This is a genomic window from Kutzneria chonburiensis, assembly GCF_028622115.1.
GTDB classification, from domain to species: Bacteria; Actinomycetota; Actinomycetes; order Mycobacteriales; family Pseudonocardiaceae; genus Kutzneria; species Kutzneria chonburiensis.
Genome location: NZ_CP097263.1, coordinates 7,551,376 through 7,566,870 on the forward strand (window position 1 = coordinate 7,551,376; position 15,495 = coordinate 7,566,870).

General features: G+C 70.1%; 8 protein-coding genes. 3 read left to right on the plus strand and 5 right to left on the minus strand.

What is annotated here, in order from left to right:
• Positions 1–55: 55 nt before the first annotated feature.
• Positions 56–1,855, minus strand: coding sequence for a glycoside hydrolase family 15 protein (locus M3Q35_RS34800; RefSeq protein WP_273936766.1), 1,800 nt, complete (start codon positions 1,853–1,855; stop codon positions 56–58).
• A 353-nt stretch (positions 1,856–2,208) separates the two neighbouring features.
• Between M3Q35_RS34800 and M3Q35_RS34805 the strand changes: the two genes are divergently transcribed.
• Positions 2,209–4,455 (plus strand): hypothetical protein, encoded by a 2,247-nt coding sequence (locus M3Q35_RS34805; RefSeq protein ID WP_273936767.1) that lies wholly within the window; start codon positions 2,209–2,211, stop codon positions 4,453–4,455.
• Between the two features lie 4 nt (positions 4,456–4,459).
• Here the strand turns inward: M3Q35_RS34805 and M3Q35_RS34810 are convergent, their stop codons facing one another.
• Positions 4,460–5,602, minus strand: a complete 1,143-nt coding sequence (locus M3Q35_RS34810) for a glycosyltransferase family 4 protein (protein WP_273936768.1) — start codon at positions 5,600–5,602, stop codon at positions 4,460–4,462.
• Positions 5,603–5,700: 98 nt separating this feature from the next.
• On the opposite strand from M3Q35_RS34810, the gene M3Q35_RS34815 reads away from it, so the two are divergent.
• Positions 5,701–6,969 (plus strand): MATE family efflux transporter, encoded by a 1,269-nt coding sequence (locus M3Q35_RS34815; RefSeq protein ID WP_273936769.1) that lies wholly within the window; start codon positions 5,701–5,703, stop codon positions 6,967–6,969.
• Between the two features lie 67 nt (positions 6,970–7,036).
• On the opposite strand, the gene M3Q35_RS34820 is transcribed toward M3Q35_RS34815, so the two are convergent.
• Positions 7,037–8,965, minus strand: coding sequence for a glycosyltransferase (locus tag M3Q35_RS34820; protein ID WP_273936770.1), 1,929 nt, complete (start codon positions 8,963–8,965; stop codon positions 7,037–7,039).
• Positions 8,966–8,990: 25 nt separating this feature from the next.
• Positions 8,991–10,178 carry a UDP-galactopyranose mutase gene (gene glf, locus M3Q35_RS34825; protein WP_273936772.1) on the minus strand — a complete coding sequence of 396 codons (1,188 nt, stop codon included), beginning with the start codon at positions 10,176–10,178 and terminating at the stop codon, positions 8,991–8,993.
• 151 nt (positions 10,179–10,329) lie between these two features.
• Here glf and M3Q35_RS34830 point away from each other — a divergent pair, with 151 nt between their 5' ends.
• Positions 10,330–12,294, plus strand: coding sequence for a DUF6541 family protein (locus M3Q35_RS34830; RefSeq protein WP_273936773.1), 1,965 nt, complete (start codon positions 10,330–10,332; stop codon positions 12,292–12,294).
• A 52-nt stretch (positions 12,295–12,346) separates the two neighbouring features.
• On the opposite strand, the gene M3Q35_RS34835 is transcribed toward M3Q35_RS34830, so the two are convergent.
• Positions 12,347–15,358 (minus strand): AfsR/SARP family transcriptional regulator, encoded by a 3,012-nt coding sequence (locus M3Q35_RS34835; protein ID WP_273936774.1) that lies wholly within the window; start codon positions 15,356–15,358, stop codon positions 12,347–12,349.
• Positions 15,359–15,495 lie beyond the last annotated feature (137 nt).

A 15,495-nucleotide genomic window follows, 5' to 3' on the forward strand; every position in this document is an offset into this window, starting at 1 on the left:
GAGAAGCCCCCGCCACTCGTGCAGTGGCGGGGGCTTCTCGTTGTCGGGATCAGTGCTACTGGCTCGGCGGTGTCGGCAGCGGGTGCCCGTCGAGCTGCCTGATCGTCATGATGGCCAGCGCGTCGGTCCAGGTCAGCGGGGCCACCGAGGTCGGATTGCCCTGCGAGTCGACCTGCTCCGGCAGCTCGCCCAGCATGTTCTTGTGGCCGATCACCCAGTCCAGCGCCGACTGGGCCTGGCTGGTCTGGCCGGTGCCCGACCAGGACAGCGCGAACATCATGGTCGCCGGCGTCCAGCTGTAGGCCCAGTAGATGTCCGGGTCGTTGCCGGGGATCACGCCGCCGTTGGGGCGCAACAGCGTCTGGTAGGTGCTGGTGATCGCACTGGCCAGCCCGGCCGGGGCCTGGTTGAACGGCGGCGCCATGAAGTTCACCGCCGAGTCCCGGCCGTGCAGGTTGTCGATGGTGCGCGGGTAGCCAAGCGGCGCGAAGTACGTCGCGATGCCGGCCGAGAGCCGGCGGGCCGCGGCGCCCCACGCCGCCGCGTCGTCCGGGTGACCGGTGATGCGGGCCAGGTCGGCCGACGCGTTCAGCCCGGACAGCAGCGGTGCCGCGGTGCCGATGTTCGGCGTCGACGTGCCGACCTCCCAGTAGTCCGGGCCGGCCGGCGGCAGGCCGCGGCTGTCGAGGGAGTTGGCCGCGTAGGTGGCCGCCTTGCGGATGTTCGGGTACAGCGCGGCCAGCGTGCTGTCCCGGTTGCTGCCGGCCATCTGGTACCACTCCCACACCGACCACGGGAACCAGCCGTTGCCGTCGAGCTGCCACTGCCGGTCGTCCGGCGGCCCGGACCCGTCGAGCAGGGTGCGGGCCTCCCAGGTGCCGTCGGCCCGCTGGGTCATCGCGTTGTAGCGCAGGATCGACTCGGCCTCGGCCAGATGGCCGGTGCTGGCGAAGGCCACCGCCACGAAGCTCGAATCCCGGGGCCAGGAGTACTTCCAACCGTCGACCGCGGCCGCGGCGACGGCGCCGTTGGACTGGGTCAGCAGGTGCATGGACAGCAGTGCCCTGGTGGCGATGGCCTGCGTCTGCGTGCTGGGCCCGGGAATCGTGCCCGAGGCCAGCCAGCTGCCGGACTGGGATATCGGTGTCAGGGCCCGTGTGGTGCCACTGGGCACGGTCACCGGCGTGGTCGCGCCGGGCGGCAGATAGCGCCACTTGTTGCCCGGCAGCTGAAGCACATTGCTGTTGGGCACATAGGACGCGCCGTAGGACTCGAAGGGGGACAACGTGAACGTCGTCTGTCCGTTGCCCAACAGGCCGGCGCTCAGCGCGGCCAGCTGCCCGGCCGGCACGTTCTTGAAGCACACGTTCGTGGCCGAGCAATCTTCATCGGCCGACAGCCCGATGCCGAACGCCGGGTGAAAACTGGAGTAATCCCCGTCGTATCTCTTCCACCCGCCCCAGTACGGGACGTCGTAGTTCCACGCCGGCTGCGCACCGGCTACATCGCCGATGACGCCGTTCCAGGCCACCCGCGCCGAGGTGCCGACCGCCTCCAGCACCAGGTAGTAGGTCCGGCCCGGCGTCAGATCGACGTTGACCGGGATGTTCACCCAGCCGGAGCCGGTGCCCAGCGGCTGAAGCGAGATCGACCCGTCGGCGATGGTGGTGTCCCAGGTGATGCTGGTGCGGATCTGGGCGTCCAGGTAGCCCGAGGTCGCCGCGCTTTCCACGAATGCGCTGACCGACGAGATGTGGGACTTCGTGGTGATGAACTCCTGGCCGCCGGCATGGTCGAGGCCGGTGATGAGCAGCAGCGGCGTCGGACCGGAGAGCTGCTTGTCATAGCTCGTCACGGCATGCGCCTCCGCGGGGGTGAGGACCGCGACGGCGAGAACGGCCGCGACGACGGAACCAGCGAGCCGGCGCAATCGTTGTCTGGCCGTTATTGACCTGACAGCGGTATTTATGGTGTGCGTCATGTGCTCGCCCCTTTCAAGCGGGACCCCCCACTTAGTGAACAAACATGAATGATGATTCTTTACATATCGAGGTCCAATCGGGTTGATTCTGCTCGGCGCGTGGCGCGCTGTCAGCCGATCGGCTGAGTTGGCGGCCCTCGTGGCGGCGGGCCTCGCCGACGGCCGCCACGGACGGCTGAATACACTTCGGCGACGGCGTGCCCGCCCGGAAAAGGGGAACAGCTCAGATGTCCATTGCGGAAGCCACCGCCGGCGACGCCGGTGTCGAGGCCGACCAGACCAGCCGGTGGCGGCGGGCCCGCCTGCCGCTGGGCGTCTGTGTCGTGGTCGCCGGGCTCGCGCTGCTGCCGCTGATCAAGAACCGGATCTTCTACTTCTGGGACGACAGCGCCGCGGTGTTCGTGCCGAGCTGGCGCTACATGGGCACGCAGCTGCTGTCCGGGCACTTCCCGGTGCTGGCCCATGACCTGTGGATGGGCGGCAACATCTCGGCCGAGGCTCAGCTGAGCCTGTGGAACCCGGTGATGCTGCTCAACGACATGGTCGTGGCGTCACTGCCCGACCTGGCCGTCGCCGCCACCTTCGTGAAGATCCAGTTCCTTGTGCTGCTCGCGCTGGGCACCTACCTGCTGTGCCGCGAGTACGGGGCCCGGCCCGGCGCGTCGGCCGCGGTCGCGGTGCTGCTGCCGTTCGCCGGCTTCACGCTGTACTTCGACGCGGCGGCCTGGGCGATCAGCATGATCTCCTTCTCCTTCATCCCGCACCTGTGGTGGTCGGCCCGCAAGTCCGCGCGCGGCAGGCTCAACCCGATCGTGCCGGTGTTCTTCGGTTTCATGGCGATGAGCGCGGGCAGCCCGTACGGGGCGCTGGGCGTGGTCGTGGTGATGACCGTGGTCATCGCCGAACGGCTGCTGCTCAAGCACTGGTCGGCGTCGCTGCGCCTGGTGCTGATCGGCGCCGCGGTGGCGCTCACAGGTGTCGTCGTCTACATGCCGCTGGTGCTGGCCGGCGACGTGACGTTCCGGGACAACACGCACGCCCACAACTTCGGCTACATGGTCACCGCGCTCGGCGACCTGCTCAACCTGAGCTCGCCGACCTACCTGCCGCACGAGCAGGCCAACCAGCTCGACCACCTGACCGTGCCGTACTCCTACCTCGGCTGGTTCATCCTGCCGCTGGCGCCGTGGCTGCGCTGGTCGGTGCTCAAGGAGAACGTGCGGGCCCGGTCGGCGCTGCTGATCTTCGGCGGCATCTACATCCTGGCCACCACCGGCCCGACCGAGCTGTGGCTGTTCCGCTGGCCGATGCGTCTGGTCGACTACCCGTACCTGCCGGTGTGCGTGCTGGTGGCCATCGTGCTGTCGCAGGGTCTGCGGACGACTTTCCTCAGCCGCCGCATCCTCGGCTCGGCGCTGCTGATCGGCGTGCAGACGGTGCTGGCGTGGTCGGCCACGCCGGAGCAGAAGTACCGGCACCTGGCCATCGGGCTGCTCATCGCCGCCCTCGTCGCGGCCGTGGTGTTCGTGGCCCGGCGCAACAAGCGGTTCGTGCCGACGGTGCTGGTGTTCGGCACGGCGATCACGCTGTTCCTCGAGCTGAACTGGTACCCGTACAACGCCGCCGCCACCGCGTGGAACATGCCGCACAACATGGAAGAGCTGCACAAGCGGTTCGACCGCTACACCGGCAACACGTTCACCGTGGCCAGCGTGGGCTTCCAGGACCCCGGGGCCAACCCGGACGGTGCGTGGAAGGACATGCTGGCCGGCAGCATGTACGCGGCCGCCGGCGTGAAGAGCGTCAACTCCTACACCGGCATCGGCTTCGTGAAGTTCATGAACGCCTTGTGCCTCGGGCAGTCCGGGGCCAGCTGTGCCGAGTCGTACAAGAAGCTGTGGGAGGTCCAGCCGGAAGGTGTCTCGCTGGCCGACCTGCTACGGCTGGAAACCGTGGTGGTGCGCAAGGGTTACGCCACCGTCGGCACGCCGCCGCCGGGCTGGCGCGTGCTGTCCACTGACGACCAAGCCACTGTGCTGCGCCGGATCGACCCGCTGCCGTGGCCGAACGGGACCGTGTCGTGGACGGACTCCGGCGTCACCGTCACGGCCGACCAGCAGCAGCCGCTGACCGGCGAAACGTTGTCGTACAAGGGAAGCGGCAAGATCGTGCTGGCCGGCCTGGCCTGGCCGGGCATGACCGCCTCGGTCAACGGCGTCGCCGTCCCGGTGCAGATCGGCACGGCCGGCCTGATGACTCTCGACCTGCCGTCGGCCCCGCAGGGTGCGACCCTGGAGGTCACGTTCGACGAGCCCGGCTTCAGCTACGGCATCCCGCTGCTGATCGTCGGTCTGCTGCTGGGCCTCGGCCACGGCGGCGCGTACTGGTACGTGCGCCGTCGCCGTGGGCCGTCGGACGAGCCGACCGAGCCCGCCGCCGACCTGCCGGAGCCGGCCGGGGCGGGCGCGCGCTAGGCACTCACGCGGTGGTGGGCACCGGTTCGCCGCGCAGCAGCGCGGAGATGACCGCCACCGCGTTGTCCCAGTTGAACTTCTGCTCGGTGGTCTTGCGCAGCAGCTCGCCGTACTCGGCCCGCCGGGCCGGGTTGGCCAGCGCCTCGCGCAGGGTGTCGGCCAGCGTGGCCGGCTCCTTGGGCGGCACCAGCCAGCCGGTCTCGCCATTGGTGACGATCTCCGGCACGCCGCCGACCTCGGTGGCCACCACGGCCGCGCCCAGCGCCGCCGCCTCGAGCACCGTGCCGCCAAGACCCTCGGTCCAGCTCGGGTTGACGAACACCGTGCAGGTGGCGATCTCACGCAGCGCGGTGGCGTGGTCGACCGCGCCCAGGAAGGTCACCTGGTCGGTCAGCCGCAGCTCGCGTACCTGCTCGTCCAGCGCCGACCGGGCCGGGCCGTCGCCGCAGATCCGCACCTGCACGACCTGGCCGCTGTCGCGCAGCATGGCCACCGCGGTCAGCATGTCGGCGGTGCCCTTGCCGTTGATCAGACGGCCGACGAAACCCAGCGTGGGCGGCTCGGTGACCGGCTCGGACCGCAGGCCGTCCGGCAGCTCCATGCCGCGGTAGACCGAGACCGACTCGACCCCGGACAGGTCGCGCACGAACTTCTTGGCCGACTCGGACACCGCGACCACGGCATCGGCCTTGCCCAGCACGTGCCGGGCAATCGTGTGGTCGACCGTGTCGGCGACCAGCCGGATGAGCTTGTTGCCGCTCTCCACCGGGCTCGCGCCGTGCTCGATGTGCACCCGGCGCAGGCCGTTGCGCTGGGCGAACCGGCTGACCAGGGCCGCGTGGTAGAAGAACCGGGTGTGCGTCATCAGCACCGGCTTCTCCGGGCCGGCGCAGTGCTGGCGCAGCAGGTTCATGAACCCCGGCTTGGGCACGGGGTAGGGCGACACCGGCTGCCAGGCCTTCCACCGCACGATCTTGTAGCGGTCGTTGACGACCTCGACACCCGGCTTCGCCCCCAGCTCCGAGGTGAGCACGGTGATGCGCAGGTCGGGGTCGGCGGCGAGCAGGTGGCGGTGCATCTCCTGTGCGTAGAGTTCCAGGCCACCGCGATGCGGCGGGTAGCAGGACGGCACGTCGACCAGGTGCATTGGCGGATTGTCCCACGCCCCCACCGGGCTCCCGAGCACAGGCCGGGGCCGTGCGCTGGCTATCCTGGGCGGGTCGCGCGCGTGACCGGAAGGGCGGCATGACCGAGAGCACGAGCTTCCTGCAGCGGCTGGCCAAGGGCCGGCTGGGCAGCCTGGCCATCACCCTCGACCAGCTCGCCTTCAGCGCCGCCGCGTTCCTACTCCAGTTCGCCGGCGCACACTCGTCGGGCAACGCCGCGTTCGCCGGCTTCTCGCTGGTCACGCTCATCCAGACCGGCCAGTGGTACCTGTCCCGGGCCGCCGCCAGCGAGCCCGTGCTGGTCGGCCGGCACCTGCAAGGCAACGGGGCCGCGGTGGCCGCTCAGCGGTCCATGAACGCCGCGCTGCTGATCGGTTTCGTCGGCGCTGCGGTCAGCCTCGGCGGGGCCCTGCTGACCGACGGGCCGCTGCGCTGGCTGTTCCTGATGCAGGTGGTGGCGTCGCCGATCGCGGCGATCTTCGACCACGCCCGCTACCTGCTGCTGGCCTCCGGCCGGGCCGTGCACGCGTTCCTGTTGGACACGCTGTGGACCCTCACCATGCTCGTGGCCGTCGCCGTGCTGCTGGTGACCGGCAACCTCACCCCGGTGACGGTGTTCCTGTCCTGGGGCCTGGCCCTGGTCGTGCCGACGGCCGTCGGCTACAAGCTGGTCGGCATCAAGCTGCCGGTGCCCGGCCGTGACGTACGGGCCTGGTTCACGCAGAACCGCAAGCTGGTGCCCGGCTTCCTGGTCGACGCGGCCTTCCTGACCTTCGGCATCTACGTCACGTTCGCCGTGATCTGGCTGGTCACCGGCAGCGACAACCTCGGCCTGTTCCGCAAGGCGCTGATCCCGGTGACCGTGCTGAACGTGGTCATGATGGGCATCACCACGGTCCTGCTGACCACGCTCACCCAGCGCGCCCACCGGGCCACCACCCTCCGGGTGCCGCTGCTGGCCACCGTGGGCGGCGGCATCATCGCGCTGGTCGGCGTGCTGATCATGCTGGTGCTCCCGACCAACCTGATGGAGCTGCTGTTCAACGCCTCCTGGGACCAGATGCGGCCGCTGGTCTTCGTGCTCATGCTGTACGGCTTCATGCAGCTGGTGACCCAGAACGCCGTCACCTTCGCCAAGTCCCACGGCCGCTCCTGGGTCGGGCCCAAGGTGCGCGGCTTCGAGGCCGTCGTCGAGGTGACGCTGGTCGGCGTGTTCGGCGCGCTGTTCGGCATCATCGGCGTGCCGTGGGCCCTGGTCGCCGCCTGGGGCCTGGCCAGCCCCATCGCCTGGCGTGCCGCCATGGCCTCCCGCGCCGAGCCCGAGACCGCCGACCCGGTCGTCGTCTGACCCCACAACGAAAAACGCCCGGCGGGACACAGTCCCGCCGGGCGTTTTCCGTTGTCTCTGAACGAGATCAGAGGTTGTACAGGCGCTGCCAGTTCTCCCGGCTGGTCAGCTCCGGCATCGCGCGCTTGTACTGGGCGCGCACCGCCGGGCCTTCCTTGCGCAGGCGGTTGACCACCTTCGCGCCGCGGATGGCCAGATCGATCATCTTGGCCCGGTCGTAGGTCCGGACCCGCACGCCCTCCTGCGAGGCGTCGGTGACGATCGCGGTGTCGAACTGCGCGACGTGCCACCAGGAAGCCTCGTCCACCGGGATCGCGCCCAGCGAGTGCCGGGTGCGGCCGAGGATCCGGTCCAGGATGCGCTTGATCAGCACCAGCCGCTGGAGGCTGGGCTTCGGCGCCGCGTTGATGATGCTGATGTCGTTGGACGCGACACCGGGCACCTCGGTCGGCTTGTGCCGCTTGGTCTCCGGGTACTGGTCCCGGATACGCCGGATCTCCTTCATCGCCTCGACGCCGCCGTCGCGCAGGATCTCCGGCCCGGCCAGGAAGTCCTCGACCGCCTTGATCAGCGTGGCCGACAGGCCGTACTGCATGCTGAGCAGGTAGCGGACCAGGTGGCCGACCAGCACGCGGGCCAGCAGCGTCGTGTTGAACGGCGAGTGCAGGGCCGCGGTGATGATCGAGTTACGCAGGTTGAAGTACCGGTGCCACTCGTCCCAGTCCTTCCAGTGGAAGTCCGCGTGCCACACGCCGGCGCCCGGCAGCGTCACCGTCGGGAAGCCGTGGGCCCGGGCCCGGTAGCTGTACTCGGCGTCGTCCCACTGGAAGAAGAACGGCAGCGGGTAGCCGATCGCCTTGACCACCTCGTACGGGATCAGGCACGACCACCAGCCGTTGTAGCCGGCGTCGAGGCGGCGCTCCTGCCGGTTCGGCTTGAGCGTCTCCTCGTCGATGCCGAGCAGGTCGGCGGTGGTGAGGCTGTGCTCGACCGGCAGACCCGGCTGGAGCACGTTGAGGTTGGCGTACTCCGCGCCCACGTGCAGCTGGTTGGGGTGCAGCAGGTTGAGCATCTGGCCACCGACGATGACCGGGTTGGCCTGCCGGTTGGCGAACGCGGTCATGCGGATGACCAGGTCCGGCTCCAGCAGCACGTCGTCGTCCATGAACAGGACGTTGGCGTGCTCGGTGACGGTGTGCCCGGCCACCTCGTACAGACCGCGGGTGAAGCCGCCGGCGCCGCCGAGGTTGGGCTGCTTGATGTAGTGCAGCTTGTCGCCGAGGTCCTTGGCCGCCTGGGCGAAGCCGTCACGGGACTCGACCAGGTCGGTGCCCTGGTCGGCGACGTAGATCGCGTCCAGCGTCTCCAGCGACGCCAGGTCGGCGGCCAGCGCCTGGAGGTTCTTGAGGCAGTCGTCGGCCCGGTTCATCGTGCAGATGGTGACCGCGGTGGGGCGCAGGGTCTCCGGCGCCTCCACGGTCCAGCGCACCTGCTCGAGACGCAGCGTCTGGCCGCCCTCGGTCTCCAGGTCCAGCCACAGCGCGCCGCCGTCGTGGAACTTGTCCAGCTTGGCCGACAGCGACAACGTGCGGTTCTTGACGTCGGTCACGACCTCGGCGACCACCACGCGCGGCTCGCCCTCGGTGTCGGACGCGCCGACCGAGAGCTGGCCGGAGCCGGTGACGACGGCCTCGACCCGCACCTCGGTCGCGGTCGTCCAGCGCTGCCAGTAGCTGGCCGGGAACCGCCCGAAGTACGTGTTGCCGGAGACCTTCGACATCGGCTCGAGCACGACCGCGGCGCGGTCACGCACCACCGAGCCCCACAGGACTTCGGCGTAGAGGTCCTTGCTGACGATCGGCGCCGGGCCCGCGTACAGGCCGCGCTGGGCGGTGAGCCGGCCGTGCGGCGTGTGCTCGGCGAACCGAGTCTCGTCGACCTTGCCCACTGCCGGGGCCGGCGCCTGTCCGGTGGCAGCAGCTGCTTTGCCGGGCATGAATCCTCAGTTCTCCTCTAGCCGGTCAGTCCTCGAGCGAGCCGCTCGGGGTACGGCCCTCGACGAAGTACGGACTGATCTTGTTGTCGAACATGCTCAGCGCCGAGCCGATGGCCATGTGCATGTCAAGGTACTTGTAGGTGCCGAGGCGCCCGCCGAACAGGATGTTCTTCTCGGCCGCCTCGGCCTTGGCCAGCTCCCGGTACTGCAGCAGCTTGGCCCGGTTCTCCTCGCTGTCGATCGGGTAGTACGGCTCGTCGCCGCTCACCGCGAACCGCGAGTACTCACGCACGATGACCGTCTTGTCGGTCGGGTAGTCCCGCTCCGGGTGGAAGTGGCGGAACTCGTGGATCCGGGTGTAGCGGACGTCGCCGTCGTTGTAGTTCATGACGGAGGTGCCCTGGAAGTCGCCGACCGGCAGGACCTCCATCTCGAAGTCCAGCGTGCGCCAGCCCAGCTCGCCCGCGGCGTAGTCGAAGTACTTGTCCAGCGGGCCGGTGAAGACGGTCAGCGTCTTGGCCGGGATCTGGTCGCGCACGTCGAAGTAGTCGGTGTTCAGCCGCACCTCGATGTTCGGGTGGTCGGCCATCTTGGTCAGCCAGGCGGTGTAGCCGTCGACCGGCAGACCCTCGTACAGGTCGTTGAAGTACCGGTTGTTGAACGTGTAGCGGACCGGGAGGCGGGTGATGATGGCCGGCGACAGCTCGGTCGGCTCGGTCTCCCACTGCTTGGTCGTGTAGTCCTTGACGAAGGTCTCGTAGAGGGGACGGCCGATCAGCGAGATCGCCTTCTCCTCGAGGTTGGCCGCGGTGGCGCTGTCGAACTCCGACGCCTGCTTGGCGATCAGCTCGCGGGCCTCGTCCGGCGTGTGCGACTTGCCGAAGAACTGGTTGATCAGACCCAGGTTCATCGGGAAGGAGTAGACCTGGCCCTTGGCCCTGGCGAACACGCGGTGCTGGTAGTTCGTGAACTCGGTGAACTGGTTCACGTACTCCCACACCCGCTTGTTCGAGGTGTGGAACAGGTGGGCGCCGTAGCGGTGCACCTCGATGCCTGTCTCGGGCTCGGCCTCCGAGTAGGCGTTGCCGCCGAGGTGGTCACGGCGGTCGAGGATCAGCACACGCTTGTTCAGCTGCGTGGCGGCACGCTCGGCCACGGTAAGGCCGAAGAATCCAGAACCGACGACAATCAGGTCATAGCCCGAGAAGCTCACAGTGAGCCAGGGTACCCGGGTCACGGTGCGTCACCGAATCGGCCGGGGACGACCCTGCATCTTACCCCGACGGACCTCTCGACGATCACGATCGGGCTAACTCATACACTGCGGTCGACAGAGCCCGGCGACGACGTGACAAGGGTCTTCGATGAACTGGTTGGACGCCGTCCCGGTCGCTGTGGCGTCCGCTGGCTGGCTGATCGTGCCCGGACTGCTGATGGGCCTGCTGATCGGCCTGCGTGGGATCGCCGCGTGGGCGATCGCGCCGACACTGAGCGTGGCGATCGTGAGCATCGTCGCCGCGGTCTTCGGCAAGGTGGGTATCGACTGGAGCCTCGGCTCGGCCCTCGTCGGCGCCGCCGTCGCCGTGGTCCTCACCGGCCTGGTCGCGCTGGTGCTGCGCGGCCGGTCCCGCGGCACCGTGCGGTCCGACCCGCGGCCGGTCACCCTGGCCGGCCTGCTCGGCGTGCTGCCGGCGGTGCTGCTCGGCGCGGTCATCGTGGCCATGGGGATGGGCCGCCCGGAGGAGCTGTCCCAGACCTTCGACGCCGTCTTCCACTACAGCGCGGTCGCCTACATCCTCGACAGCCACAACGCGTCGTCGCTGACCCTGGGCGCGCTGGGCAACCCGAGCACACCGGCCGGCTTCTACCCGGGCGGCTGGCACGACTTCGTCTCGCTGTCCGTGCTGAGCACCGGCTCGTCCGTCCCGGTCGCGGCCAACCTGGTCACCGGTGTGCTGGCCGCGCTGGTCTGGCCGCTGTCCTGCGTGCTGCTGGTCCGCCAGCTCATCGGCCGCAACACCGTGGCGCTGGCCATGACCGGCCTGTTCAGCCTCGGCTTCTCCGCCTTCCCGTGGGGCCTGATGGCCTTCGGCGTGCTGTGGCCCAACACACTCGGCCTGGCCCTCGTGCCGGCGGCCATCGCCGTCGTGCTGTCGCTGTCCGGGCTGGCGAAGGACGACCTGATCGGTCGCGGCCGGGCCTGGGTGCTGGCGCCGTTCGTGCTGCTGGCCGGCGGCTTCGCCCACCCCAACTCGCTGTTCAGCATCATCGCCATCGCGGTGTGGCCGTTGTTCACCGGCATCTGGCGGTGGTCGCGGCGGATGCGTGACGAGGGCCGGGGCCGTCGCGGCACCATCGGCCTGACCGTGTCCATCGTGGTGTTCCTGGCCGGCTGGGCCTTCGTCGCGACGTCGTCGGCGTTCAAGAACGTGCGGACCTTCTACTGGCCGCCGTTCGAGAGCACCGCGCGGGCGGTGGGCGAGGTGCTGCTCAACGCCACCAACGGCCGCTCGTCGCTGTGGGTCGTTTCCATCTTCATGCTGGTCGGCCTGTTCCTGGTGTGGCGGGTCCGCGACCAGCGCTGGCTGGTCGGGGCGTTCGCCACGGTCGGCATGATGTTCGTGCTGACGGCGGCCAACAACCGCTCGTACACCCAGTTCATCACCGGCTACTGGTACAACGACTCGTACCGGCTGGCCGCCATCCTGCCGGTGCTGGCCGTGCCGCTGACCGTGCTGGGCATCGTGCGCGCGGGCGAGTGCCTGCGGAAGTGGCTGACCGAGCGGCCGAAGCCGCGGCTGGGCCGGCTGGGCACCGTCGGCCTGACCGTCGTGCTGGCCCTGCTGGTGATCGTCGCGAGCAAGGGCCTGTACTTCCGCAACCAGGTCGCGACGCTGGCGTTCAACTACACCGGGATGGAACACAGCGACGACGGCACGCTGGCCGATCCGCGGGAACAGGCTTTCTACACCCGGATCGCGGCCAAGGTGCCGCAGGACGCCGTGGTGGCCAACAACCCGTGGGACGGCAGCGCGCTGGTCTGGGCGCTGGCCGACCGCCAGGTGTTGTTCCCGCACATGGACATTGCCTGGAGCAGCCAGCAGAAGTACCTGGCCGAGCACCTGGTGAACGCGGCCACCGACCCCACGGTCTGCCGTGACGTGCGCCAGCTGCACGTGGGCTACCTGGTGATCGGCGAGCAGCGCTTCTGGCACGGCGACGGCCGGCGGGCCAGCTACCCCGGCATCCACGACCCGGGCACCAAGCCCGGCTTCCAGCTCGTGGACTCCGACGGCGACCTGAAGCTGTACAAGATCACCGCCTGCTGAGCGTGAGAACGGGGCGCCTCCCATCGGGAGGCGCCCCGTTTTCGTTGCTACGTCAGGTGTTCACGGCGGCGCGGGTCGGACGGGGCTCGTTGGCCTCGTGGCTGCCGTGGCGTTCGAACAGCCGCCGGGCCTCGGCCCACATGGCGTCGGCCTCGGCCGTGCGGCCGGTCGTGGCCAGCAACGTGGACAGGTCCCGCATGGTTCGGGCCTGCCACAGCGGCAATCCCAGCGCGGTCCACCACTTCAACGACCGCTGGAGATGCTGCTCGGCGTCGTCGAAACGGCCGGTGGCCAGGTCGAGCTCGCCCAGCGTGCGCAACAGCAGCCCCTGGCCGAAGCCGTCCTGGAGCTTGCCGCACATCTCAAGGCCGTCCAGCAGCCCCGGCCGCTCCGACTCGCCCCGCCCCTGACGGATCCGCACCTTGGCCAGCGCCTGCGTGGCGTAGATGATCATGTGTGGATCGCCCAGCTCCACCAACATCCGCAGCGCGCCGCCGCAGTACCGCTCGGCCGCGTCCAGATCGCCGACGGCCCGGTAGGTGATGCCGATCGAGCGCCGAACCAGGGCCTGGCCGAAGCGGTCGTCCAGCTCCTCGTACCGGGCCAGCGCCCGGTTGTGCTCGGCCAGCGCGTCGTCGAACGCACCCTGCTCGGCCAGCGCCATGCCCAGGCCGTGCCAGGCGCGGCCTTCGATCTGTCGCGAGTACGCGCCGGCCAGCGCCGGCAGCAGCTCCCGCAGCATGCGCTCGGCGTCCTTGAGCTCGCCGCGCTCCCGCTGCACGGTGGCCAGCTCCAGCTTGGTCAGCACGATCTTGCCCTGGTCGCCCAGCTGCTCGTAGATGGTCAGCGCGCGGGCGTAGTAGTCGTCGGCCTCGTCGAACCGGTCCTGTTCCAGCCGCAGCCGGCCGAGTCCGATGTAGAGCGACGCCTTGCTGGCCTCGTCGCCGGCCTCCTCGGCCGCCTGCAACGCCGCCGAATGCGTCTGCCACCACTGGTCGAACTGGTTGCGCGCGGTGAAGACGGACGAGGACAGCGCGGCGGCCAGGCTGGTCGACGAGGTCACCAGTCCCAGCTCGCTGGCCCGCTCGACCAGGGCCACGAACACCGTGCGCTCGGCGTCGAACCAGCCGACCGGGTCGGCCACCAGCCGGGCCATCGTCGCCGCGTCCGGGGCGTGCCAGCGGGGCAGGCCGCTGATGTGCGTGGCATTGCCGCGCGGCATGCGGGCGGTGGCCTCGTCGATCATCGTCACGGCGCAGTGGATGACCCGCTCCAGCGCCGCCCTGGTGTCGGCCGGCGACTCGTCGGCCTCGGCCCGCTCCAGGGCGAACGCCCTGGTCAGGTCGTGCAGCTGGTAGCGCGGCGAGCCTGCGGCGTCCACCATGGTTGTGTCCAGCAGGTAGCTGTCGGCCAGCCGCTCCAGGATCCGCTCGGTCGCCGGCACGGTCAGGTCGAGCAGCGGGGCCACGAACCAGGACGCGAACTCCATGGTGCCCAGCCAGCCCAGCAGCCGCAGCGTGCGCTGGTCGGCGTCGGTCAGGCCCTCGTAGCTCAGCAGCAGGCTGCCACGAACCTCCAGGTCGCCGGCCGACAGCTCGTCCAGCACCTGGTGCCGCTCCCGCAACCGGGTCGCCAGCAGGCGCAACGGCCACTGCGGCCGGGCGGCCAGCCGGGCGCCGGTGATACGCACCGCCAACGCCAGGTGCCCGCACAGCCGGACGATGTCCGCGGCGGCCGCCGGGTCCTGGGCGATCCGCTCCGGGCCGACCAGCGACTCCAGCAGCTCGGTCGCCTCGGTCTCGGCGAAAACCTCGATGTCCACGTGCGTCGCGCCGGCCAGCGCCGGTAACCGGCGGCGGCTGGTCACCAGCACGGCGCAGCCCGCGCCACCCGGCAGCAGGTCGCGGACCTGCCGCTCGTCGGCGGCATCGTCCAGCAGCACCAGCACCCGCCGGTCGGACAACATCGTGCGGTACAGGTCGGCGCGTTCCTCCAGGTTGTCCGGCACGGCCTGCGCCGGCACGCCCAGCGCCCGCAGGAACCGCGCCAGCACCTCGGTCGGGTCCAGTGAGGACGTGTGCACCCCGCGTAGGTTCACGTACAGCTGGCCGTCCGGGTACTGGTCCCGCATCAGGTGCGCGACGTGGATGGCCAGCGAGCTCTTGCCGGCGCCGGGCTGGCCGGCGATCACGCTCAGCCGAGTGGCACTGGCGTCGGCCGTCAGCCGCTGCACCAGGCGGTCGACCTGCTCGTCGCGGCCGGTGAAGTCGGGCAGGTCGGACGGCAGCTGCTGCGGCGCGGCCCGTACGGGCTCGGCCAGCGCCACCGCCGGCTCGGCCGTGGCCTGCGGCTCGTCGGCCACCGGGGCCGGCACCTCGCCGCGCAGGATCTGGCCGTGCACCGCCTGGAACTCCGGGCTCGGCTCCACGCCGAGCTCGTCGATCAGCAGCCGGCGGCCGGTCTCGTACTCGGCCAGCGCGTCGACCTGCCGCCCGGCCTGGTAGAGGGCGATCATCAGCTGCCCGCGGGCCCGCTCACGCAGCGGGTCGTCGGCGACCAGCCGGGTCAGCTCCGGGATCAGGCGCGGGCCGTGGCCGAGTCGCAGCCGGGCCTCGATGCGGTCCTCGACCGCGGCCTGCCGCAGCTGGTGCAACCGGTACCGCTCGCGCTCGGCCCACTCGCCGCCCACGCCGCCCAGCGGGTCGCCCCGCCACAACGCCAGCGCGGCCTCCAGGCCGCGGTCAGCAGCCCCGAATCGGGCCGCCGCCAGGTCCTGCCGGGCCTGCGCCACCAGCGCGCCGAATTCGTGCAGGTCGACGTCCATGGGCGGCACGGTCAGCTCGTAGCCGGCGGGTCGGCGCTGGATGGTGTCCTCGCCCAGGGTCCGGCGCAGGGTCGAGACGTACGAGTGCACGCCGGCCCGGGCGCTGCCCGGCGGATCCTCACCCCAGAGCACGTCGATGACGGTGTCGGTCGGAACCACTCGTCCCGCGTTGAGCGCGAGTACGGCCAGCAACGCCCGTGGCTTGCGCCCGCTCACGTCCAGCGCGGTGGTCCCGGACACCGCGCTCACCGGTCCGAGTAGCCGAAGCCGCAAACCGTCCCCCTTCGCCTGCCTGATACCAGGTAACCACGGGCGAAGGAGGTAAGACGCCGCTCACACAATTCCCGCCCTTACCGCATTATCGACGGCGGGCGTTG

Bases quoted from the DNA above. Each gene is read 5' to 3' on its own strand.
- M3Q35_RS34805 (WP_273936767.1), top strand. From the start codon at position 2,209: ATGTCCATTGCGGAAGCCACCGCCGGCGACGCCGGTGTCGAGGCCGAC.
- M3Q35_RS34810 (WP_273936768.1), bottom strand. From the start codon at position 5,602: ATGCACCTGGTCGACGTGCCGTCCTGCTACCCGCCGCATCGCGGTGGC.
- M3Q35_RS34815 (WP_273936769.1), top strand. From the start codon at position 5,701: ATGACCGAGAGCACGAGCTTCCTGCAGCGGCTGGCCAAGGGCCGGCTG.
- M3Q35_RS34820 (WP_273936770.1), bottom strand. From the start codon at position 8,965: ATGCCCGGCAAAGCAGCTGCTGCCACCGGACAGGCGCCGGCCCCGGCA.
- M3Q35_RS34830 (WP_273936773.1), top strand. From the start codon at position 10,330: ATGAACTGGTTGGACGCCGTCCCGGTCGCTGTGGCGTCCGCTGGCTGG.